The organism is Streptomyces endocoffeicus (assembly GCF_016741935.1).
Classification (GTDB): domain Bacteria; phylum Actinomycetota; class Actinomycetes; order Streptomycetales; family Streptomycetaceae; genus Streptomyces; species Streptomyces endocoffeicus.
This window is the reverse complement of record NZ_JAERRG010000016.1, coordinates 111638-131627: the sequence shown is the minus strand read 5'-3', so window position 1 is coordinate 131627 and position 19990 is coordinate 111638. Positions and strand designations below refer to the sequence as shown.

At 70.8% G+C, this 19990-nt stretch carries 22 protein-coding genes, 1 tRNA gene and 1 pseudogene; 12 read left to right on the top strand and 12 right to left on the bottom strand.

Annotation, left to right across the window (positions count from 1 at the left end):
- Window positions 1-75: 75 nt before the first annotated feature.
- A complete protein-coding gene (locus JK364_RS33025) occupies window positions 76-564 on the top strand; it encodes an SUKH-3 domain-containing protein (protein WP_201855139.1) in 489 nt (162 codons plus the stop codon).
- A 150-nt stretch (window positions 565-714) separates the two neighbouring features.
- Here JK364_RS33025 and JK364_RS33020 read toward each other — a convergent pair whose 3' ends face one another.
- Window positions 715-2331 (bottom strand): sensor histidine kinase, encoded by a 1617-nt coding sequence (locus JK364_RS33020; protein ID WP_201855027.1) that lies wholly within the window; start codon window positions 2329-2331, stop codon window positions 715-717.
- Between the two features lie 178 nt (window positions 2332-2509).
- Here JK364_RS33020 and JK364_RS33015 point away from each other — a divergent pair.
- The 6 genes from JK364_RS33015 to JK364_RS32990 all read left to right on the top strand — a co-directional run bounded on the left by JK364_RS33015 (window position 2510) and on the right by JK364_RS32990 (window position 7318).
- Window positions 2510-2581: transfer RNA gene (locus tag JK364_RS33015), tRNA-Gln, on the top strand.
- Between the two features lie 140 nt (window positions 2582-2721).
- Window positions 2722-4179 (top strand): bifunctional UDP-N-acetylglucosamine diphosphorylase/glucosamine-1-phosphate N-acetyltransferase GlmU, encoded by a 1458-nt coding sequence (gene glmU, locus JK364_RS33010; RefSeq protein WP_201855026.1) that lies wholly within the window; start codon window positions 2722-2724, stop codon window positions 4177-4179.
- Window positions 4180-4251: 72 nt separating this feature from the next.
- The gene (locus JK364_RS33005) at window positions 4252-5229 is read left to right on the top strand and encodes a ribose-phosphate diphosphokinase (protein ID WP_201855025.1); all 978 of its coding nucleotides are present in this window, start codon (window positions 4252-4254) and stop codon (window positions 5227-5229) included.
- Between the two features lie 222 nt (window positions 5230-5451).
- A complete protein-coding gene (locus JK364_RS33000) occupies window positions 5452-6051 on the top strand; it encodes a 50S ribosomal protein L25/general stress protein Ctc (protein WP_201855024.1) in 600 nt (199 codons plus the stop codon).
- 88 nt (window positions 6052-6139) lie between these two features.
- A complete protein-coding gene (pth, locus tag JK364_RS32995) occupies window positions 6140-6730 on the top strand; it encodes an aminoacyl-tRNA hydrolase (protein WP_201855023.1) in 591 nt (196 codons plus the stop codon).
- A gap of 69 nt (window positions 6731-6799) precedes the next feature.
- Window positions 6800-7318, top strand: a complete 519-nt coding sequence (locus JK364_RS32990; protein WP_201855022.1) for a hypothetical protein — start codon at window positions 6800-6802, stop codon at window positions 7316-7318.
- A 154-nt stretch (window positions 7319-7472) separates the two neighbouring features.
- Here the strand turns inward: JK364_RS32990 and JK364_RS32985 are convergent, their stop codons facing one another.
- Complete coding sequence (locus tag JK364_RS32985) at window positions 7473-8306, bottom strand: PIG-L family deacetylase (protein WP_201855021.1); 834 nt, start codon at window positions 8304-8306, stop codon at window positions 7473-7475.
- Window positions 8307-8493: 187 nt separating this feature from the next.
- Entirely contained in the window at window positions 8494-11214 is a 2721-nt protein-coding gene (gene ppc / locus JK364_RS32980; protein ID WP_201855020.1) for a phosphoenolpyruvate carboxylase, read from the bottom strand.
- A gap of 247 nt (window positions 11215-11461) precedes the next feature.
- Between ppc and JK364_RS32975 the strand changes: the two genes are divergently transcribed.
- Together JK364_RS32975 and JK364_RS32970 are read left to right on the top strand one after the other, a co-directional pair.
- The gene (locus JK364_RS32975) at window positions 11462-12442 is read left to right on the top strand and encodes an acyl-CoA desaturase (protein WP_201855019.1); all 981 of its coding nucleotides are present in this window, start codon (window positions 11462-11464) and stop codon (window positions 12440-12442) included.
- Window positions 12439-13149 (top strand): TetR/AcrR family transcriptional regulator, encoded by a 711-nt coding sequence (locus tag JK364_RS32970; protein ID WP_201855018.1) that lies wholly within the window; start codon window positions 12439-12441, stop codon window positions 13147-13149. Before JK364_RS32975 ends, JK364_RS32970 begins: the two co-directional genes overlap by 4 nt.
- Before the next feature lie 329 nt (window positions 13150-13478).
- Here JK364_RS32970 and JK364_RS57675 read toward each other — a convergent pair whose 3' ends face one another.
- The 5 genes and pseudogenes from JK364_RS57675 to JK364_RS32950 all read right to left on the bottom strand — a co-directional run bounded on the left by JK364_RS57675 (window position 13479) and on the right by JK364_RS32950 (window position 15736).
- Window positions 13479-13724, bottom strand: a complete 246-nt coding sequence (locus tag JK364_RS57675; RefSeq protein ID WP_307841456.1) for an ATP-binding protein — start codon at window positions 13722-13724, stop codon at window positions 13479-13481.
- A gap of 157 nt (window positions 13725-13881) precedes the next feature.
- Window positions 13882-14082: pseudogene (locus JK364_RS57670) on the bottom strand (AAA family ATPase); the annotation flags it as partial.
- 472 nt (window positions 14083-14554) lie between these two features.
- Window positions 14555-14722, bottom strand: coding sequence for a hypothetical protein (locus JK364_RS32960; protein WP_230992856.1), 168 nt, complete (start codon window positions 14720-14722; stop codon window positions 14555-14557).
- Between the two features lie 73 nt (window positions 14723-14795).
- Window positions 14796-15017 (bottom strand): DUF397 domain-containing protein, encoded by a 222-nt coding sequence (locus tag JK364_RS32955; RefSeq protein WP_201855017.1) that lies wholly within the window; start codon window positions 15015-15017, stop codon window positions 14796-14798.
- Window positions 15014-15736, bottom strand: a complete 723-nt coding sequence (locus JK364_RS32950) for a DUF5753 domain-containing protein (RefSeq protein WP_201855016.1) — start codon at window positions 15734-15736, stop codon at window positions 15014-15016. Before JK364_RS32950 ends, JK364_RS32955 begins: the two co-directional genes overlap by 4 nt.
- 59 nt (window positions 15737-15795) lie before the next feature.
- Here JK364_RS32950 and JK364_RS32945 point away from each other — a divergent pair, with 59 nt between their 5' ends.
- Together JK364_RS32945 and JK364_RS32940 are read left to right on the top strand one after the other, a co-directional pair.
- The gene (locus JK364_RS32945) at window positions 15796-16014 is read left to right on the top strand and encodes a hypothetical protein (protein WP_201855015.1); all 219 of its coding nucleotides are present in this window, start codon (window positions 15796-15798) and stop codon (window positions 16012-16014) included.
- Window positions 15989-16573: an ATP-binding protein gene (locus tag JK364_RS32940; RefSeq protein WP_201855014.1), complete on the top strand. Its 585-nt coding sequence runs from the start codon at window positions 15989-15991 to the stop codon at window positions 16571-16573. The genes JK364_RS32945 and JK364_RS32940 overlap by 26 nt, the downstream gene beginning before the upstream one ends.
- Here the strand turns inward: JK364_RS32940 and JK364_RS32935 are convergent.
- The 3 genes from JK364_RS32935 to JK364_RS32925 all read right to left on the bottom strand — a co-directional run bounded on the left by JK364_RS32935 (window position 16498) and on the right by JK364_RS32925 (window position 18410).
- Window positions 16498-17103: a Uma2 family endonuclease gene (locus JK364_RS32935; RefSeq protein WP_307841455.1), complete on the bottom strand. Its 606-nt coding sequence runs from the start codon at window positions 17101-17103 to the stop codon at window positions 16498-16500. The genes JK364_RS32940 and JK364_RS32935 overlap by 76 nt on opposite strands.
- A 123-nt stretch (window positions 17104-17226) precedes the next feature.
- Window positions 17227-17589 (bottom strand): VOC family protein, encoded by a 363-nt coding sequence (locus tag JK364_RS32930; protein WP_201855013.1) that lies wholly within the window; start codon window positions 17587-17589, stop codon window positions 17227-17229.
- Window positions 17586-18410: a trans-aconitate 2-methyltransferase gene (locus JK364_RS32925; RefSeq protein WP_201855012.1), complete on the bottom strand. Its 825-nt coding sequence runs from the start codon at window positions 18408-18410 to the stop codon at window positions 17586-17588. Before JK364_RS32925 ends, JK364_RS32930 begins: the two co-directional genes overlap by 4 nt.
- A gap of 142 nt (window positions 18411-18552) precedes the next feature.
- On the opposite strand from JK364_RS32925, the gene JK364_RS32920 reads away from it, so the two are divergent.
- Entirely contained in the window at window positions 18553-19050 is a 498-nt protein-coding gene (locus JK364_RS32920) for a MarR family winged helix-turn-helix transcriptional regulator (protein WP_201855011.1), read from the top strand.
- On the opposite strand, the gene JK364_RS32915 is transcribed toward JK364_RS32920, so the two are convergent.
- Window positions 19009-19926 (bottom strand): response regulator transcription factor, encoded by a 918-nt coding sequence (locus tag JK364_RS32915; RefSeq protein WP_201855010.1) that lies wholly within the window; start codon window positions 19924-19926, stop codon window positions 19009-19011. The genes JK364_RS32920 and JK364_RS32915 overlap by 42 nt on opposite strands.
- Window positions 19927-19990 lie beyond the last annotated feature (64 nt).

Sequence of the window (19990 nt, the reverse complement as noted above, 5' to 3'; positions counted from 1 at the left end):
GCACCACAAGCACCACAGACGGCCCAGGCCCCGCCGGGAGACCCGCGGCAGCCGACACGCCCGGCCCGGCAGCCGATCGACCGCTTGGACGTCACCCGCTTCTCCGTCGCCGTCGACGCCGCCCTGCGCGAGGCGGGCTGGCAGCCCGGCCACTGGGACATGCGGCGCGCCGAGGTCTGGGCCGACACCCTGCGCGCCCACACCTCCCCCGCGGGCCACCGGCACGCCGTCTTCCCGGCGGCGGTCGAGGCATGGGCGGAGTTCGGCGGACTGCACATCCAGCCGCCCGGCGCGGGCCGCGAGATCGCCCCGACCCCGTTCCGTATCGACCCCCTGCTCGGCCTCCACCTCGCCCGCACCCTCGGCGATCTGGGCCGGGCCCTGGAGACCGAGGTCAGCCCGCTGGGCGAGGAGGCCGATGGGCAGGCGGTGCTGACCATCGACGCGGAAGGACGGGTCTACAGCCTCGACCACACCGGGGACTGGTACCTCGGCCCCACCCTGGACGCCGCCCTCAGCACCCTCGTCACGGGCGCGCTCCCGCCCAGACTGACCCGCGCGTAACGCGCGCACCGGCCGCACTGTCGGGCCCCGGCGGAAGCGCCCCGCAGGGGCGCGGGGCTGTGTCGATGTGCGGCTCCGCCGCGTGGGCGCGACCAGCCACGACGGCGCCGCGGACGACCAACGGCAGCTCCGGGCACATCCGCAGAACGCTCAGGCGCTCTTCGCCCGCTCCACGCCCCCGGCGCGGCCGGCCGGACGGTCCGCGGGCTGATCCATACGGTCCGCGGGCTGATCCGCGCGATCCGTGTGATCCGTGTGATCCGTGTGATCCGCGTCATTCTTACGGTCGGGGCCGTCCGGCCCCTCCGTCCCGTCCGGGATGACCGCCGACACCCGGAAGCCACCCGCCTCCGTGGCCCCCGACACAAAGCCCCCGCCGAGCGTCGAGACCCGCTCCCGCATCCCGACCAGACCGTTCCCCCCGCTCGGCAGCCCCGCGTCCGCCGCGCCGCGCTCCGACGGCCCGTTCTCCACCAGGACCGCGATCTCGGCGGTGCGGTGCGCCACCCGGACCCGGGCGCTCGCGCCCGGGGCGTGCTTGTGGACGTTGGTCAGCGCCTCCTGGACCACCCGGTAGGCCGTCTGCTCCACCGGAGCCGCGTACCGCCGCTCCTCGCCCTCGACCGAGAGCTCCACGGCCATCCCCGCCGCCCGGGACTGCCCGACCAGCGCCTCCAGCTCCGCCAGCCGCGGCCCCCCGGCCACCCCCGCGCCCTTCCCGGCCGCTCCCGCGGCCCCCGCGGCCTCCGCGGCGGCCGAGGCCGCGGCCGCCACCCCCGCCAGCGGCCTCTCCTCGGTGGACGCCCCGGAGGCCCCGGAGGCCCCGGCCGCATCGGAGGCGTCGGCGGAGGAGGCCCCGGCGGAGGAGGCCCCAGCGGCGGCGGAAGACGAGGACCCGGCGGCGAACGCCGCCCCCGCGCCCGCCGGAGACCGCAGACCGTCCTCCGACCGCAGCACCCCCAGCATCTGCCGCAGTTCCGTCAGCGCCTGCCGCCCCATGTCGCCCACCAGCGCCGCGTTCTTCGACGCCTTCTCCGGATCCTTGAGCGCCACCGCCTGCAGCGCCGCCGCGTGCACCACCATCAGGCTCACCCGGTGCGCCACCACGTCGTGCATCTCCCGCGCGATCCGGGTCCGCTCCTCGTTACGAGCCCATTCGGCCCGTTCCTCCGCCCGCTCCGCGAGCAGCGAGAGCTCTCGCTCCAGACCGTCCGCCCGCTCCCGCAGGCTCTCCACCAGCCGCCGCCGCGCCCGGACGTACAACCCCAGCAGCACGGGCGGGGCGGTCAGTCCCAGGGTGAGCACCATGGCGAACATCGGGGCCTCCCATACGGAGGTCCCCAGACCGCTCTGGGGGTTGTCCCGGCGGAGGCCGATCACCGTGACGAGGAAGCTGCCCACCGCCGCCATCCCGGCCAGCGCCGCCGTGATCCGGCGCGGCACCTCGGACGAGGCGAGGGTGTAGAGCCCCACGACGCCCAGCAGCACACCCATTTCGGCGGGGGTGACCGCGATCGATATCAGCACCACGGCGATCGCCCAGCGGCGCCGCAGCACCAGCGTGGCGCCGACGAGCACCCCGATCAGCACCCCGGCGACTACCGGAATCCGGGCATCGTGGGCGAAACCGACACCCTCCCCCGCGCACTCGATCGACGACGCCACGGCGAGCAGGACATCGAGCGCCATGCTCCGCCGCCGCGCCCACCACCACGGCCCCGCGGGCGCGCCCCGCGCGCCCGCCGCCTCTTCCCCCGTCGAACTCATAGCGACCAGCCTACGGCGGGGCGCCAGCGCTTTTCCCGGTGACACGGCGGCGCGCCGCCGCGCCGTCCGCGCCCCTGACGGGGTGGCGCATACCGTCGCACGGAAGGCTCCTGGTACGGCATAGTGGAGGGCGCCGAAGCGGCGATCTGATCGAATTCCGGTCAGATGGCTTGCGCCATCCCCCGTGGTGTAATTGGCAGCACAGTGGCTTTTGGTGCCATTTGTCCGGGTTCGAGTCCTGGCGGGGGAGCTTCACATTCCGCCTCGGATCCCGCCCCGCGTTCCGCCTTCCCGGGATCTGACCTCCCGGCTCGGGACCCTCCTTCCTTTCCGCCCGGAAACCTCTCGGTATCCTGCGGGTGTCCACCCCCGAAGCCGAAGGGCACACCCGTGAGCGCCAACCGCCCGGCAGCCGTCGTCGTCCTCGCAGCGGGTGAGGGCACCCGCATGAAATCGGCGACCCCGAAGGTTCTGCACGCCCTCTGCGGCCGCTCCCTCGTCGGGCATGTCGTCGCCGCCTCCCGTGAGCTCTCCCCCGAACATCTCGTGGTCGTGGTCGGCCACGCCCGCGAGCAGGTCTCCGCACATCTGGCCGAGACCGACGCCGAGGTGCGCACCGCCGTCCAGCACGAGCAGAACGGCACCGGGCACGCCGTCCGGATGGGCCTGGAGGAGCTGTCCGACAGCGGGGTCGCCCTCGACGGCACCGTGATCGTCGTCTGCGGCGACACCCCGCTGCTGACCGGCGAGACGCTCCAGCGGCTCGCCGCGGCCCACGACGCCGACGGCAACGCCGTGACCGTGCTGTCCGCCGAGGTCCCCGACGCCACCGGCTACGGCCGGATCATGCGGGAGGACGCGACCGGCGCCGTCACCGCGATCGTGGAGCACAAGGACGCCACCGACGCGCAGCGCGCGATCCGTGAGATCAACTCCGGGGTCTTCGCCTTCGACGCCCAGCTGCTCACCGACGCCCTCGGCAAGGTGCGCACCGACAACAGCCAGGGCGAGGAGTACCTCACCGATGTGCTCGGCATCCTGCGCGAGGCCGGGCACCGGGTGGGCGCGTGCGTGGCGGGCGACCACCGCGAGATCCTCGGGATCAACAACCGCGTCCAGCTGGCCGAGGCCCGCAGGCTGCTGAACGAGCGGCTGCTGGAGCGGGCGATGCTGAGCGGTGTGACCGTCGTCGACCCCGCCACCACCTGGATCGACGTGACCGTCACCTTCGAGCCGGACGCGCTGGTCCACCCGGGCACCCAGCTGCTGGGCGCCACCCACCTGGCCACGGACGCCGAGGTCGGGCCGAACTCCCGGCTCACCGACACCACCGTCGGCCGGGGCGCGGCCGTCTCGTTCACCGTCGCGGACAGCGCGGAGATCGGCGCGGGGGCGAGCGTGGGGCCGTACGCGTATCTGCGCCCCGGGACCCGGCTGGGGGCCAAGGCCAAGGCCGGCACGTATGTGGAGATGAAGAACGCCACGATCGGCGAGGGCACCAAGGTGCCGCATCTGTCCTACGTCGGCGACGCGACGATCGGCGAGCAGACCAACATCGGCGCCGCCAGTGTCTTCGTGAACTACGACGGTGTGAACAAGCACCACACCACCATCGGCAGCCACTGCCGGACCGGGGCCGACAACATGCTTGTGGCTCCCGTCACGATCGGGGACGGCGCATACACCGCCGCCGGATCGGTCATCACCAAGGATGTGCCCCCGGGCTCGCTCGCCGTCGCACGCGGACAGCAGCGGAACATCGAGGGCTGGGTCGCCCGCAAGCGCCCCGGAAGCGCCGCGGCGCGAGCCGCCGAGGCCGCTCGTCGGGAGGACGAGGGTCAGCAGTGACATCTGCACAGCTACGCCGTGCGGGGCGTACGGTGAGAAGTGCACCCAAAGTGACATCCAAGGAGACTTGTTGTGACCGGGATCAAGACGACCGGCGAGAAGAAGCTGATGCTCTTCTCCGGCCGCGCCCACCCCGAGCTGGCCGAGGAGGTCGCCCATGAGCTGGGCGTCAGCTTGGTCCCGACCAAGGCATTCGACTTCGCCAACGGCGAGATCTACGTCCGCTTCCAGGAGTCGGCGCGCGGTGCCGACTGCTTTTTGATCCAGAGCCACACGACTCCGATCAATAAGTGGATCATGGAGCAGCTCATCATGGTCGATGCGCTGAAGCGGGCCTCCGCGCGCTCGATCACGGTGATCGTTCCGTTCTACGGCTACGCCCGTCAGGACAAGAAGCACCGTGGCCGTGAGCCGATCTCGGCCCGGCTGATCGCCGACATGCTGAAGACCGCGGGTGCCGACCGGATCCTCACGGTCGATCTGCACACCGACCAGATCCAGGGCTTCTTCGACGGCCCGGTGGACCACCTCTTCGCACTGCCGGTGCTCGCGGACTACGTGGGCGCCAAGGTCGACAAGGCCAAGCTCACCGTGGTGTCGCCGGACGCCGGCCGGGTGCGGGTCGCGGACCGCTGGTGCGACCGGCTGGGCGCGCCGCTGGCGATCGTGCACAAGCGGCGGGACCCGGACGTGGCCAACCAGGTCACGGTGCACGAGGTGGTCGGCGATGTGCGGGGCCGGGTGTGTGTGCTGGTCGACGACATGATCGACACCGGTGGCACCATCTGCGCGGCGGCGGACGCGCTGTTCGCGAACGGCGCGGAGGACGTGATCGTGACCGCCACCCACGGTGTGCTGTCGGGTCCGGCCGCGGACCGGCTGAAGAACTCCAAGGTCAGTGAGTTCATCTTCACCAACACCCTGCCGACTCCCAGCGAGGTGGAGCTGGACAAGGTGACCGTGCTGTCGATGGCGCCGACGGTCGCCCGCGCGGTCCAGGAGGTCTTCGAGGACGGCTCGGTGACCAGCCTGTTCGAGGAGCAAGCGTGAGCGGCTTAACCTCCCCGGACCGGACGTAGAGGCCACTCCCGTCAGGGGGTGGCCTCAGCCGTTGGCTCCAGGCACCCTCGGCCATTGGTAGAATCGTGGGGTTGCTCGGCGAGGGAGGCCACTTCTCACAGCGGCTGTCCGTTATCGACGCGCTCTTCGTAGCAGGTCTGTCGTGGGCCGGGTGACGCCCACACACCGTAAACGATCTACGAGGAGTGCCCCATGGCCGAGGTCAAGATCTCCGCTCAGCCCCGCACCGAGTTCGGCAAGGGTGCCGCCCGCCGTACCCGTGCCGCCGATCGCGTTCCCGGCGTGATCTACGGCCACGGCGTCGAGCCGCTGCACGTCACGCTGCCGGCGCACGCCCTGCTGATGGCGCTGAAGACCCCGAACGTGCTGATCCGTCTGGACGTCGAGGGCGGCAAGGACGAGCTGGTCATCCCGAAGGCCGTGCAGCGCCACCCCATCAAGATCGGTGTGCTGGAGCACATCGACCTGCTGCTGGTGAAGAAGGGCGAGAAGGTCACCGTCGAGGTGCCGATCCTCACCGAGGGCGACCTGGCCCCGGGCGGCAACCTGCTCGAGCACCTGCTGAACGCCCTGCCGGTCGAGACCGAGGCGACCCACATCCCGGAGTCGGTCACCGTCTCCATCGCGGGCCTGGACGCGGGTGCCACCATCCACGCCAAGGACATCACCCTCCCGGCGGGCACCACGCTGGCCGTCGAGGAGGACGCGGCCGTGCTGCAGGTGGTCGCCGCCCAGGCCGAGGCCCCGGCCGAGGAGGGCGCCGAGGGCGAGGCCGAGGGCGCCGAGGCGTAATCTGCGGCTGCTCCCTTTTCGCTTCTCCGGCCGCCGTCCCGCCCCCTGGGGTGCGGGGCGGCGGCCGTCCTCAAGGAGAGACATCCAGATGACGGACGACACGAGCCCCTGGCTTGTGGTGGGCCTCGGCAACCCCGGTGGCGAGTACGCGGGCAACCGCCACAACGTCGGCTTCATGGTGGCCGATCTGCTGGCCGAGCGGATGGGTGCCCGTTTCAAGGCGCACAAGTCCCGGGCCCAGGTCGTCGAGGGCCGGGTGGGTCCGCCCGGACCGGCGAGCCGCCGGGTCGTGATCGCCAAGCCGATGTCCTTCATGAACCTCTCGGGCGGTCCGGTGACCGCGCTGCGCGACTTCTACAAGGTGCCGGTCAGTCATGTCGTGGCCGTCCATGACGAATTGGACATCGATTACGGGGCACTGCGGTTGAAGATCGGCGGGGGTGACAATGGCCACAACGGGCTGAAGTCGATCACCAAATCGCTGGGGGCCGACTACTGCCGGGTGCGCTTCGGAATCGGCCGCCCGCCGGGCCGGATGGATGTCGCGGCGTTCGTCCTCAAGGACTTTTCCGCTGCGGAGCGCCGGGAGTTGGACTACTTCGTGGACCGCGCGGCGGACGCGGTGGAGACGCTCATCGCGGACGGGCTGGAGCGCGCGCAGGGTACGTACAACTCCTGAAAAACGCCCTTCGCCCGTTTGTTCGGCGGAAGGTTGACCGGGAGCCCCGGGATGGCGAGGATCGCCGCCATGGCTTTCACCGGTGTGACCAAGCGCAGCCGTTCGCGGCGGGCGGGCGAGAGCGCGTACGGGTTTCTGTTGCTGGCGAAGAACGTGGCGATGGCGCTCGTCGCGCTGCTGATCCTGGTCGCCGGGGTGTGGTCCTCCTGGGGCGACGCCAAGCCGTCGATGCTGACCAAGGGGCTTGAGCGCGGCACCGTCACGGTCTCCGACTGCGGCGACGAATGGTGCACCGGCTCCTTCACCCCGGCCCAGAAGGGCGGCAAGTCCCGTGGCCGGGTACGGATCGACGAGGCGGTCACGGACGGGACGGGCGACCGGGTGCTGGTGGCCCTCAAGCCGGGCACGGACCACGCCGTCCGCACCGGCCCCGCCGGCATCTTCCACGCCTGGGTCCCCTTCGGCGGCTCCCTCCTCCTCACCTCCCTGATCGTCGCGGGCGGCCTCGGCCTGCGCCGCACAGGCTGGGCCATGGGCCTACTGGGCGCGGCGCTCCTGGGCGCCTCCTTCGCCACACTTACGCTGTAGCGCTCACCGGGTGCCCCTGCCGCGTCCGGGCTCGCTCTTCGTCCCGGGACCACCCCACCGCCGTCCGACCGGCCGGTCTCCCGCTCATGGCCGACCGCCTCGGCGGTCTGTCCTGATCGGAGCAGACCGCCGGGCTTGCGACCTGGGCCGCGGATCAGCGCAGTCCGGCGAAGAGATCGTTCTCGGGTATGGCCGCGCCGGTGGCGTCCTGGACACGGACGAAGGTCTCCATGCCCATCAACTCGCCGAACCGCTCCTTGCCCATCTTGAGGAAGAAGATGTTCTCGCCCTGACTGGCGTGCGCGGCCAGCGAGTCGAACTTCTGGCCGCTGAACGCGGTGGTGTCCACCCACGTGGTGACCTCATCGTCGGGGAGGCCCATCTTGGCCATCTCGGCGGCCTCGGCCGGATCCGGCTCCGGCATGTCCGGATGAAACTCGCGCATGATCTCCCCGAACCGCCGCATCCCCGAGTGGGGCATCGTCGTCCAGTACACCTTCGGGGTCAGCCCGGTCATCTCCACCGCCGCCATCGTGATGCGGTGGGCCTGGATGTGGTCGGGGTGGCCGTAGAAGCCGTTCTCGTCGTAGGTGACGACCACATCGGGCCGGTAGTGCCGCATGAGTTCCGCGAGTCGGGCCGCGCCCTCCTCCACCGGGGTCTGCCAGAAGGATCCGGGGGCGTCGTTGCTCGGCCAGCCCGTCATCCCGGAGTCGGCATAGTCCAGCATCTCCAGATCGCTGATCTTCAGGACCTCACAACTCGCCTCGAGCTCTTGACGGCGCATCAAGGCGACCGCCGCCGGGTCATGCCCGGGATCACCCGGTTTGACACCCCCCGGTCCATCACCGCAACCGCCGTCGGTACACGTCACGAGAACCGTGCGGATGCCTTCCGCCGCGTACCGCGCGAGGACCCCTCCGGTAGTGGTGGCCTCGTCGTCGGGGTGGGCGTGCACTGCCATAAGCGTCAAGGGCCGGTCGGTCATGAAACAGTCCTCCTGGAGAAATACGTCTTCGGTCGATGCAACCGCGTCGGCTGGACCGGCTGTTCCCGGCGCGGCCGCTTGGCCTTCCACGCGCCGGCGTTTCAGCGCGCGCGAGGTACGGGCGCGACCAGCATGTCTGGGGCCCGCTCCCTTTAGGAGCGGGCCCCTGACGCGTGTCACGCCGTCGTCAGCCCGTGTTCCGGAGGCCCGCGGCCACGCCGTTGACCGTGAGGAGGAGGGCGCGGGCGAGCAGGGGGTCGGGGTCCTCGCCCCGCTCGGCCGCGGTGCGCTGGCGGTGGAGCAGGGTCACCTGCAGATACGAGATCGGGTCGAGGTAGGCGTCCCGGACGTGGAACGTCTGCTTCAGCACCGGGTTGGAGTCGAGGAGTTCCCGTCCACCGGTGATCCGCAGCACCTCCCGCACCGTCAGCTCGTGCTCCTCCTGGATCACGTCGAAGACATGCTTCAGCTCATCCGGAACGAGCGTGTCGACGTAGTGCCGGGCGATCCGCAGATCCGTCTTGGCCAGCGTCATCTCGACGTTGGAGAGGAAGTTGCGGAAGAAGTGCCAGTGCTGGTGCATTTCGTCGAGGACGGTGTCGAGTCCGGCCTCGCGGGCGGCCTTGAGGCCGGAGCCGACGCCGAACCAGCCGGGGACGATCTGCCGGGACTGGGTCCAGCCGAACACCCACGGGATGGCCCGCAGCCCGTCGAGGCCGGCGCCGGAGTCGGGGCGGCGGGAGGGCCGGGAGCCGAGGTGGAGTTCGGCGAGCTGGTCCACCGGCGTGGAGGCGAAGAAGTACGCGGGCAGGTCGGGGTCGTCGACGAGCGCGCGGTAGGTGCCGTGCGCGGCTTCGGAGACGGTTTCCATGGCCGCGTCCCAGCGGGCGAGCGCCTCGTCGGACTGGCGCGGGGCGGTGTGCAGGGCGGATGCCTGCAGCGTGGCGGCCACCGTCAGCTCCAGGTTCTCCCGGGCGAGCGAGGGCACGAGGTACTTGTCGGAGATGACCTCGCCCTGCTCGGTGACCTTGATCTCGCCCTCGAGGGTGCCCCACGGCTGGGCGAGGATCGCGTCGTGGGTGGGGCCGCCGCCGCGGCCGACGGTGCCGCCGCGGCCGTGGAACAGCCGCAGCCGTACGCCGTGCCGGTGGGCGACGTCGCGCAGCAGCCGCTGGGCGCGGTGGATCTCCCACTGGGAGGTGGTGATGCCGCCGAACTTGGAGGAGTCGGAGTAGCCGAGCATGACCTCCTGGACGTCGCCGCGGAGGGCGACGAGCCGCCGGTAGGAGGGGTCGGCGAGCATCTCGTCGAGCAGCTTGTCGGCGATCTTCAGCTCTTCGGTGGTCTCCAGCAGCGGAACGATGCCGATCTTGGCCCAGCCCGCGTGGAGGTCGATCAGCCCGGCCTCGCGGGCGAGGACGGCGGCGGCGAAGACGTCGTCGGAGCCCTGGCACATGGAGATGATGTACGACTCGACGATCTCGGGGCCGAAGCGCTCGAAGGATTCGCGGATGGTGTGGAAGACGCCGAGGGTCTTGGCGCCCGCGGCGTCCAGCGGCGCCGGGGTGGGGGCGAGCGGGCGCCGGGAGCGCAGCTCCTTGGCGAGCAGCTTGCGGCGGTAGTCGCGCGGCATGTCGGCGTAGCGCCAGGACTCCTCGCCGAGCCGGTCGAAGAGCTGGCCGAGGGCGTGGTGATGGGCGTCGGCGTGCTCGCGGACGTCCATGGTGGCGAGCTGGAGGCCGAAGGCGGCGAGGGTGCGGATGGAGCGCTCGAGCCGGCCGTCGGCGATGAGCTGACCGCGGTGGGCCCGCAGGGAGTCCTGGACGAGGTGGAGGTCGGCGAGGAGCTCGCGGGAGCCGAGGTAGTCGCGGCCGGGCTGGTGGGGGGTGTCCCCGGCGAGCCGCTCGCGGGTGTTGACGAGCTTCTGCCGCATGCAGGTGGCCTTGAGCCGGTAGGGCTCCTCGGCGTTGAGCCGCTTGTAGCGCGGGCTGATCTCGGGCAGCAGTTCGAGATCGCGCTGGAGGGAGGCGAGGAGCTCCTCGGAGGCGCCGGTGTTGCGGATGGAGCTGGAGAGCGCGGCACGCAGCTCGTCGATGATCTCCAGCGCGTCGGTGATGCCGTGCTCGTGCTGGAGGATCAGGACGTCGCGGGTGACCTCGGGGGTGACGTTGGGGTTGCCGTCGCGGTCGCCGCCGATCCAGGTGCCGAAGGTGAGCGGGCGGGTGGTGGCGGGCAGCTCGACGCCCACGCGCTCGAGCTCCGCGGTGAGGTCCTCGAGGACGTCCCCGACGGCTCCGGCGTGCAGCTCGTCGAGGTAGTAGATGGCGTTGCGGGCCTCGTCGGCGGGCTCGGGGCGGGCGACGCGCAGCTCATCGGTCTGCCAGAGCAGGTCGATGCTCTCGGCGAGCCGCAGGTCGGCGCGGCGGGCGTCGCCGCCGACGGCGAGGGTGTCGAGCAGCTCGGCGATGCGTCGGAGCTTGGTGAGAACGGTGCGGCGGGCGGCCTCGGTGGGGTGGGCCGTGAAGACGGGGCGCACGCCGAGGTTGGCGACGGTCTCCCGGAGGTGCTCGGGGTCGGCGTCCTTGAGCTGGTCGGCGGTGCGGGCGAGGATGCCGCCCTCGGCGGCGCGGCGGGCGCGCAGCTCGCGGCCGCGGTGCACCTGCTCGGTGACGTTGGCCAGGTGGAAGTAGGTGGAGAAGGCACGGACCAGCTTGGCGGCGGTCTCGAGGTCGGTGGAGCCGAGCAGGTCGGCCGCGGCCTCGCCGTCACTGCGGGTGAGGGCGCGGACGCGCTCGACGAGTTCGAGGAGGTCGGGGCCCTCCTGCCGGACGAGGGTCTCACCGAGCAGGTCACCCAGACGGCGGATATCGGCACGCAGGGCGGCATTGGTGTGGTCGGCACTGCTCACAGGTGCGGGCTCCTTGCAGTGAACGGGGTTCCAAGCGCGGCATCAGAACGTGCGCGGCGGGCGCCGCGGGCTGCTGACCCGGTGCTTTCGGCCATGTGCGGACCGCGCTGTCCGACGCTCACCAGGATAGGCGGCACGACCCTGGGTGAGACCAGAGCCCTATTGCCCCGCTTCCCGGCCCTGCCATACTTACGACGCCGTAGGTTACGCATCCGTAGCCATGCCCCCGAGCCCCACGAGGGATCCCATGACTGCAAGCCCCGACGTGGTCAACGACGCGCCGAAGGCCCAGGAGACCCCGCCTCCCTCCGCCACGCTCGGCGGGGACAGCAAGCGCTCCATCGAACAAATCGCCCTCCTCCTGTTCATCACCGTCCCCTTCGTCGCGCTGGTCGCGGCGGTTCCCCTGGCCTGGGGCTGGGGGGTCAGCTGGCTGGATCTGGCGCTTCTGGTGTCGATGTACTACATCGGCTGCCACGGCATCACGATCGGCTTCCACCGCTACTTCACCCATGGCTCGTTCAAGGCGAAGCGGCCGCTGCGGATCGCTTTGGCGATCGCGGGGTCGCTGGCCGTGGAGGGCCCGCTGGTCCGCTGGGTGGCCGATCACCGCAAGCACCACAAGTTCTCCGACGCGGAGGGCGACCCGCACTCCCCCTGGCGGTACGGCGAAACCGTTCCGGCCCTGCTCAAGGGGTTGTGGTGGGCCCATATCGCCTGGATGTTCGATGAGGAGCAGACGTCGCAGTCCAAATACGCACCGGATCTGATCAAGGATGGCGCCATCCGGGCGGTCTCCCGGCAGTTCGTGATCTGGACCGTGGTCTCCCTGATGGTGCCGCCGGTGATCGGCGGACTGGCCACCTGGTCCTGGCAGGGCGCGGTGACCGCCTTCTTCTGGGGGTCACTCGTCCGAGTGGCCTTGCTGCACCATGTGACCTGGTCGATCAACTCGATCTGCCACGCGGTGGGCAAGCGCCCGTTCAAGTCGCGGGACCGCTCCGGCAATGTGTGGTGGCTCGCGGTGCTCTCGTGCGGCGAGTCCTGGCACAACCTGCACCACGCGGACCCGACCTGCGCCCGGCACGGGGTGATGCGGGGGCAGCTGGATTCCAGCGCCCGGATCATCCGCTGGTTCGAGAAGGCGGGCTGGGCGTATGACGTCCGGTGGCCGAGCCAGGGCCGTATCGATGCCCGCCGTCAGGAGGAGACCGCCGGAGCGGCATGATAGAGGGCGTGGCGACCGACAGTAATACCAGCGGTGAAAAGGACCGGCCGCGCCGGACCGGCCGGTCCTCCGGATCCGGAACCCGGCGGCCCCGCCGGGTCCGGATGACCGGCAAGGAGCGCCGGGAGCAGCTGCTGGACATCGGTCGCACGCTCTTCGCCGAGCGCGGCTTCGAGGGCACCTCGGTGGAGGAGATCGCGGCGAAGGCCGGGGTCTCCAAGCCGGTGGTGTACGAGCACTTCGGCGGCAAGGAGGGGCTGTACGCGGTCGTGGTGGACCGCGAGATGCGGCGGATGTTGGACATGGTCACCACATCCCTCACCGCGGGCCATCCGCGCGAGCTGTGCGAGCAGGCCACCTTCGCCCTCCTGGACTACATCGAGGAGTACACGGACGGCTTCCGCATCCTCGTCCGCGACTCCCCCGTCGCCCAGTCGACGGGCACCTTCGCCTCCCTGATCAGCGATATCGCCACCCAGGTGGAGGACATCCTGGGCCTGGAATTCAAGGCCCGCGGCTTCGACCCCAAACTGGCCCCCCTCTACGCCCAGGCCCTCGTGGGCATGGTCGCCCTGACCGGCCAGTGGTGGCTGGACGTCCGCAAACCGAAGAAGGCCGAGGTCGCGGCCCACCTGGTGAACCTGGCCTGGCACGGCCTGGACGGCCTGGAGCAGAAGCCCCGCCTGATAGGCCGCCGCAAGGACTGACGGGCGCAGTCAGCCGAGCAGGGCCGCGCGCAGCTCCGGAACCCGCAGCAGATCGAGCGTCTCGTCCCTGAGGTCGAAGGCGAAGGCGACCCTGGCCTTCGGCAGGACGGCCTGTCGAAGCATGAACCCTGTTCAGCCCGCACACGTCCAGGGTCGCCCGCCCCTTGTCCGTCAGCCCCGTGTACTCCCCGCTCTCAAGGCCCAGTGATGGCTGTTGCAGGCCGTACACGCGAGGAGGTGGTTCAGCCAATCGAAAGTCCGTAACGGGTTGACCGCCAACGGCTCGAAGTGGTCCACGTCCGTACTGAGGTCATCGCGCTGCACCCGGATCATTCGTCAAAGGCCCCGAGCCGCTTCAAGCGGGCCTCCACTTCCGCGGCCCTGGTCCGCGGCGAGCTCTTCAGCCGCTCCCGGAGATCCTGGTGGCGGTCCTCCTCCTCGTCCGTGGCCTGCCCGGTGACCACGCGAGCCTCCAGCGCGACCAGTTCCTTCCGCAGTTCCTGGGCCTCGCCCGAGTACGGGGTGTCCAGCCCGAACAGGTCCGAGAGCGCGGCGTCGTCGCCTGTTCCGTACACGATGCGCTTCCACAGGGCTTCGGAGACCACCTCGGGGGGGCCGCGCCTCGTCCGGACCGGGCAATCGGATCAGGCCGCGCTCGTCGGCGGCCTGGCAGATGTACGGACTGTGGGTGGTGACGATGAACTGGATCGCCGGGAAGTGTGCCTTGAGCCATTCCCCGATGCGCTGCTGCCAGGAGACGTGGAGGTGCGCGTCGACCTCGTCGATCAGCACCACGCCCGAGTGCGGCAGATACGGTTCAGGCGCCTGGTGCTCAGTACGCCGCCATCTGAGATCCAGGTGTCCATACGCGGTGTACATCTGCCAGACGATGTCGAGGACCAGAGCGACAACGGTGCGGAATCCGTCACTCATCTGGTGCAGCGGGACCCTCGCTCCCCCGCTGTCGTTCCGGCAAAGCCATGGCCCGTCGGAATCGACTTCGACGACGCGGTAACCATCGGGCAGCAGATCGTGGCTGAGCAGCGCGATGACCGTATCAAGGAGTTCCTGGGCCCCCGAGCGCTCCTCCAGCCGGTAGAGATGAGCCGAGACCAGCCAGTCGACAGCCTCGGTCAGCGCGGCCTGCTCATGGAAGAGAGTACGCATCGCGGCAGCGCGGCTGGCAGCGCCGCGATGGGCGGCACGGGACTGGCGTTCGTGGTACATCCCGGCTCCGGACAGCCTGCGGAACGGGCCGTACCCGGCGTGGAACCAGCCGACAGGTGACGACGACCACAGCGCGCCCGCCTCCCGCTTCCCGCTGAACCTCACCTCGGTGGGCATGACATCGCCCGATTCCGGAAAGAGCGCGTCCTCGGGCTTCTACTGGAGCCGAACCTCGAATTCAGCCGTCCAGGGCGCCATCGCCTTGGCGCCCCTTGCCCGAGCCGTTGCGCCCGGCCAGCACCGTCCAACCCGCGTAGCCGCCATCGGGCCGGGTGAAGTCGAGGTCCACGGTGCGCGGCCCATGGAATCCACGGATGCCGTCAAGCCGCAGCCTCGTCACGTACACCGGCTCGCCCTTTCTCGCTGCTACACGATGTATACACGCTGTCGCGCCACCACCGCGCGGGTTGTGGACGGCCTCAGTCGGGCCGGCGACCCGCCTTCACCTCACTGACGAACGAGGCGAAGGCGTCGGCGGGGAACGTCAGGACGGGGCCGGTGGTGTTCTTGGAGTCGCGGACGGCGATGTGGGTACGGAGGTCCGCGACCTCGACGCATTCGTTGCCCTCGGGGCCGCTGTAACTGCTTCTGCGCCAGACGGCGGCTGCCATGCCAACGGTGGAAGATATGCGATCGCTCATGAAGAGAACTCCTGTCGCAGTGTCCCCAGCAGCCGCAGGGATGCTGTCGAGTCGGCTGCCTGTGAACGAAGGTAATCGAACGACAACTTATAGGAAGACACCGCGTCCACCTCGTCAAGGTACAAGCCCCTGCGCCGCATCTCGATGTACACGACGGCCATGGAGTTGAGCGGGTTTCGTGCATCGTCCCGGCCGAGGATGACGAAGTGCCCGGACCCCGCGGCATGGGCTCCAGCCGTGAAAGGGAGCAGCTGGATATCGACGTTCGGGCGCTGTGCCATGTCGTAGAGGTAATCCATCTGTTCGGCCATCACAGCCTCATCACCCACGATGCGCCGGAGTACGGCTTCGTCCAGGATTACCCACAGGTGCAGGGACACTTGCCGGTCAAGGATGCTCTGGCGCTGCATCCGGGCGTCGACCATGCGCTCGACCTGCTCGTTGGGGGTGCGCAGTTCAGTCGCCCGGTGGATCGCGGTCGCATAGGAACGGGTCTGAAGTAGTCCGGGTACGACGTTGTTCGCGTACACGTGCTCGTACTCCGCCTCATGCTCGAACGAGACCAGTGGATCGATCCACTCCGGTACCGCGCTGTTGCCGACCCACCAGCCCTCGGTTTGCGACTTGACCACGCGTACCAGCGCGTCCCGTTCCTCGGCGGATGCCTCGCAGGCGTCGGCCAGTGCCTTGACCGTGGCCCAGCGAATTCCTCGCGCCACCAGGCTGCTCCGCGAGCTGGCCGCCGCTGACCGGCACGCGCTGCGTCGCCTCCGGCGTCATGCGCTGGCCGTCTCCCCTGGCGAATGTCCGCGCCGGCCACTGGGCCGCCTGCGGGCGGCGCTGGATCGTGGGACCGGCCACGGCGGGCCCGCTCACCACCGACGGCGACGAACTGTGCGAGGCCGTCGCCGCCGCGCTCGCCCATCTCGCCGGAGTGTGGCTCTCCGACATCCGCACCAAGGGGGCCGGTCGTGGACCAATGCGCCGCGTCTCTTGAGGCGGTCGGCGCCGCGCTCGGCAGCGCCACGCGCCCGCAGGCACTCAGTCTGTGGACGCTCCCCGGCGACGATCTCGCTTCCGCCGCCACGGCCCGTCGACATGTGGCCAGGACGGCGCGTTCATGGGGGTTGCCCAGGGAGACCACCGAGGCGCTGGAAACCGTCATCGGCGAACTCGCCGCCAACGCGCTGGAACACACCGCCAGCCGCTCAGTCGCGGTCACGCTCGCGCTGGCCGGGCGCTCGGCCGTCATCACCGTGACCGATGAGGGCGCGGGCGCCATCCCGGTCACCGCTCCGCCCGAGGGGGACGACGAGCACGGGCGCGGCCTGTTCATGGTCGCGGCACTGGCACACCGCTGGGGCGGGCGACGCTCCCGCGAGGGACTGACCGTATGGGCCGAGGTCGTCATGGGAACGCGACTTCCACGGGGAGAGGCCATACCGGCACCCGGCTCACCCCGGGCTGGAACCGCTGAGCCTCACGGCCTGACGATGGCCTCGCCGATGACGAAGCCCTTGGCGGGGCCGTCGGGGATGACGGCGTCGGTGCCGTAGGGGACGCGGTGCTCGTCGGCGTAGACGGCCTTGTCGGGGTCGGGTGCCATGAGGATGACGACCGTGCCGTCACCGTCGAAGTCGTCGATCAGAACGTAGAGCGGGATGCCCGCGCGGGCGTAGGCGCGGCGCTTGCGCTTCCGGTCGCGGGCCTGGGCTTCCCGGCCCGGCGAGACCACCTCGAAGACGGCCTGGACGCCGCTCGCGTCCACTCCGAGGTCTTCCTCGTCGGGGATCTCGTCGAGGTCCTCGGGGGCGATGAAGAGGTCGGGGATCCACACCTTGCGGCGGTGGATGACGTCTCCGCCTTGGTAGGCGGCAGAGCGGCCGTCCGTGAGATGGGGGGTCAGGGCCCGGCGGAGACGATTGGCGATCACTCCATGGCGCCGACGGCCGATGCGCGACACCTCGATGGACCCCTCGATGATCTCGGCCCGGTAGCCCTCGGGGAGTTCCATGGCCTTCCACGCCTGCCACAGCACCTCGTCCAGGGACGCGGTCTCATACTCGGCGGCCGAGGACCTGCACACAGCCAATTACCTTCCATTCAGTCCGGGCGCCGACGCCACTGCGGCACAAGCGACACCGTGACGCTATGCGTCCATGAAGCCTCATTACGGCAAACCCCGGGCCGATCATCCGATCGAGTGGTTTCACCCGATCGGCTCCAGGAACTCCAGCCGGTTGCCGACCGGGTCCTCGGAGTAGAAGCGGCGGTGCCCCGGCAGTTTCTCGTCCCAGACGACCTCGGCACCGTGCCCGGCGAGGCGGGCGGCGAAGGCTTCTATGCCGACGACCCTGAGACCCGGGTGGGCCTTGTGGGAGGGGCGGAAGTCCGGGTCGATGCCCAGGTGCAGCTGGACCGGGCCGGAGGCGAACCACAGGCCGCCGTTCGCCGCCAGGGCGGGCGGTTTGGGGACTTCCGCCAGGCCGAGCACCCCGCCGTAGTAAGCGCGCAGCGCGGTTTCGCTGCCGGGTGGAGCGGCGAGCTGTACATGGTCGAGGGTCGTGATCACCGGGGGGCCTGGTGGGCGACGATGAAGATGCGGCGGAAGGGGAAGGCCGTGCCGTGGGGGGTGGCGGGGTACGCGTCGCGGAGGAGGGCGGCGTAGGTGGCCAGGAAGCGGTCGCGGGCGGGCGGGTCGTCGGCGAGGGCGGTCAGGACCGGGCGCAGGGCGGTGCCCTTGACCCAGTCGAGGACGGGGTCGGGGCCGGTCAGGATCTGCACATAGGTGGTCTCCCAGGCGTCGACCTCGCAGCCGAGGGCGGCCAGGCGGTCCAGGTATTCGGTCGGTTCCAGGACGGCGGCCGGGTCGCGCAGGCGGGCGGCGAGGCGGTCGCGCCATTCGGGTGCGTTGCACAGGTCGCGCAGCAGGGTGTGGCTGGGGGCGGTGAAGTTGCCGGGGACCTGGAAGGCGAAGGTGCCGCCGGGGCGCAGTCCGGCCAGCCAGGTGGGGAAGGCGTCGGGGTGGCCGGGGATCCACTGGAGGGCGGCGTTGGAGACGATCAGGTCGTAAGGCTCGTCCGGCACCCAGTTCCGCACATCGGCCTGCCGGAGGTCGAGGCGGCCGCCGCCGGTGGTGGGGCCCGCGAGGGGCTGGGCCTCGGCGAGCATCTCGGCGGAGCTGTCCAGGCCGGTGATCCGGGCGTCGGGCCAGCGGTCGAAGAGCAGGGCGGTGACGTTGCCGGCGCCGCAGCCCAGGTCGGCGATGCGGGGCGGGCGGCCGGGGTCGGTGGGCAGCTCGGGGACTCGGGCCAGCAGGTCCAGGAAGGGGCGGGTGCGGTGGCCGGCGTGGCGGAGATACTGCCGAGGGTCCCAGTTGGGTGCGGTGGTCATGGTCGGTCCCCCTGCGGGTACGGTCGATACGAGGCGCCGTGGTCGCTTCCGCGCGTCCCGGCGCCTTACCGTGCAACCGTGCTCCACGTTATCTCTTGATGTCAAGAGACTTCATGTCGACAGACCCACTACACTGATCGCCATGGAGGACGAGGTCGATCGGCTGGTCGCGGCGTGGCGGCGGGAACGCCCCGACCTCGATGTGGAACCGCTCGAAGTGCTCAGCCGGGTCAGCCGGCTCGCCCGCCATCTCGACCGGGCACGGCGGATCGCCTTCGCCGAGCACAATCTGGAGCCCTGGGAGTTCGACGTCCTGACCTCGCTGCGCCGGGCCGGGCCCCCGTATCAGCTCTCCCCCGGGCAGCTGCTGACCCAGACTCTGGTCACCTCGGGCACCATGACCAACCGCATCGACCGGCTCGCCACGAAGGGGCTGGTCGAGCGGGGGCCCGACCCCAGTGACCGGCGCGGTGTGCTGGTCCGGCTGACCGCCGAAGGGCGTGACCGCGCCGATCAGGCGCTGGCGGGGCTGCTGGACCATGAGCACGCCATCCTGGCCGAGCTCTCCCAGGCCCAGCGCGCCGAACTGGCCGCGCTGCTACGCCAGCTGACCGCCCCGTTCGACAATCTCCCCGGCTAGGTCGACCGGGCCCACACCGGCCCGCCGGGCCAGCGCCACCGCCGCGAGCGTGGAGTGGACACCCAGCTTGCCCAGCACATTCTGCATATGGGTGCGGACGGTGTGCGGGGAGAGGAAGAGCCGCTCGGCGACGGCCTTACGGCCGAGCCCGGCCACCATGCAGCGCAGCACCTCCCGCTCGCGCGGTGTCAGCGACTCGACCAGACGCTCGCTTTCGGTGCGGTGCTTACGGGCGGCCGTCAACTCCCGCAGGACGCCGGTGAGCAGAGCGGGCGGCAGATGGGTCTCCTCCCGCAGCACCCCCCGGATGACCGCGAGCAGCCGGACCAGTGAGCAGTCCTTGGCGACCCAGCCGGACGCACCGGCCTGCAGCGCCGCCGCCGCGCGGCGCGGGTCGTCGCGCTCGGCCAGCACCACGGTGCGCACCCCCGGCTGGGCGGAGCGGACCGCGCCGACGAGCGATATGCCGTCGGCCGCCCGGCCGTTCACCGCCCGTGCGGGGCCGCCATGGGCCCCACCGTGCGGCCCACCGTTCGGCCCGCCGTGCGCCCCACCGTTCGGCCCGCCGTGCGCGCCGACGTGCGTCCCGCCATGGATGCCGCTGTGCGCCGTGCCGTTCGTCCCGCCGTACGGCAGCTCGGCCGGCACCGGAAGCGGTGGCGGCCCCATACCGTCGGCGGCCGTGCCCAAGTCGGCGTCGACCAGCAGGACGTCGAAGCGGCGCCCCTCCGCCGCCGCGCGCTCCAGACAGCGCAATGCCGCCGGACCGCTTCCGGCCGCCGCCACGTCCACGTCCTGCTCCGCCGCGAGGGCGGCCGCTAAGGACTCGGCGAAAATACGATGGTCGTCGACCACGAGAACCCGAATACGTGCCACGAACAACCCCCCACGTCGCCGGATGAAAGATCCCGGAACACCGAGAAACAGTGCGGGTACGGCG

Coding starts and splice junctions, on each gene's coding strand:
- JK364_RS33020 (WP_201855027.1), bottom strand. CDS start 2,331: ATGAGTTCGACGGGGGAAGAGGCGGCGGGCGCGCGGGGCGCGCCCGCG.
- JK364_RS33000 (WP_201855024.1), top strand. CDS start 5,452: ATGGCCGAGGTCAAGATCTCCGCTCAGCCCCGCACCGAGTTCGGCAAG.
- pth (WP_201855023.1), top strand. CDS start 6,140: ATGACGGACGACACGAGCCCCTGGCTTGTGGTGGGCCTCGGCAACCCC.
- JK364_RS32990 (WP_201855022.1), top strand. CDS start 6,800: ATGGCTTTCACCGGTGTGACCAAGCGCAGCCGTTCGCGGCGGGCGGGC.
- JK364_RS32985 (WP_201855021.1), bottom strand. CDS start 8,306: ATGACCGACCGGCCCTTGACGCTTATGGCAGTGCACGCCCACCCCGAC.
- JK364_RS32975 (WP_201855019.1), top strand. CDS start 11,462: ATGACTGCAAGCCCCGACGTGGTCAACGACGCGCCGAAGGCCCAGGAG.
- JK364_RS32970 (WP_201855018.1), top strand. CDS start 12,439: ATGATAGAGGGCGTGGCGACCGACAGTAATACCAGCGGTGAAAAGGAC.
- JK364_RS32955 (WP_201855017.1), bottom strand. CDS start 15,017: ATGAGCGATCGCATATCTTCCACCGTTGGCATGGCAGCCGCCGTCTGG.
- JK364_RS32945 (WP_201855015.1), top strand. CDS start 15,796: ATGCGCTGGCCGTCTCCCCTGGCGAATGTCCGCGCCGGCCACTGGGCC.
- JK364_RS32925 (WP_201855012.1), bottom strand. CDS start 18,410: ATGACCACCGCACCCAACTGGGACCCTCGGCAGTATCTCCGCCACGCC.
- JK364_RS32920 (WP_201855011.1), top strand. CDS start 18,553: ATGGAGGACGAGGTCGATCGGCTGGTCGCGGCGTGGCGGCGGGAACGC.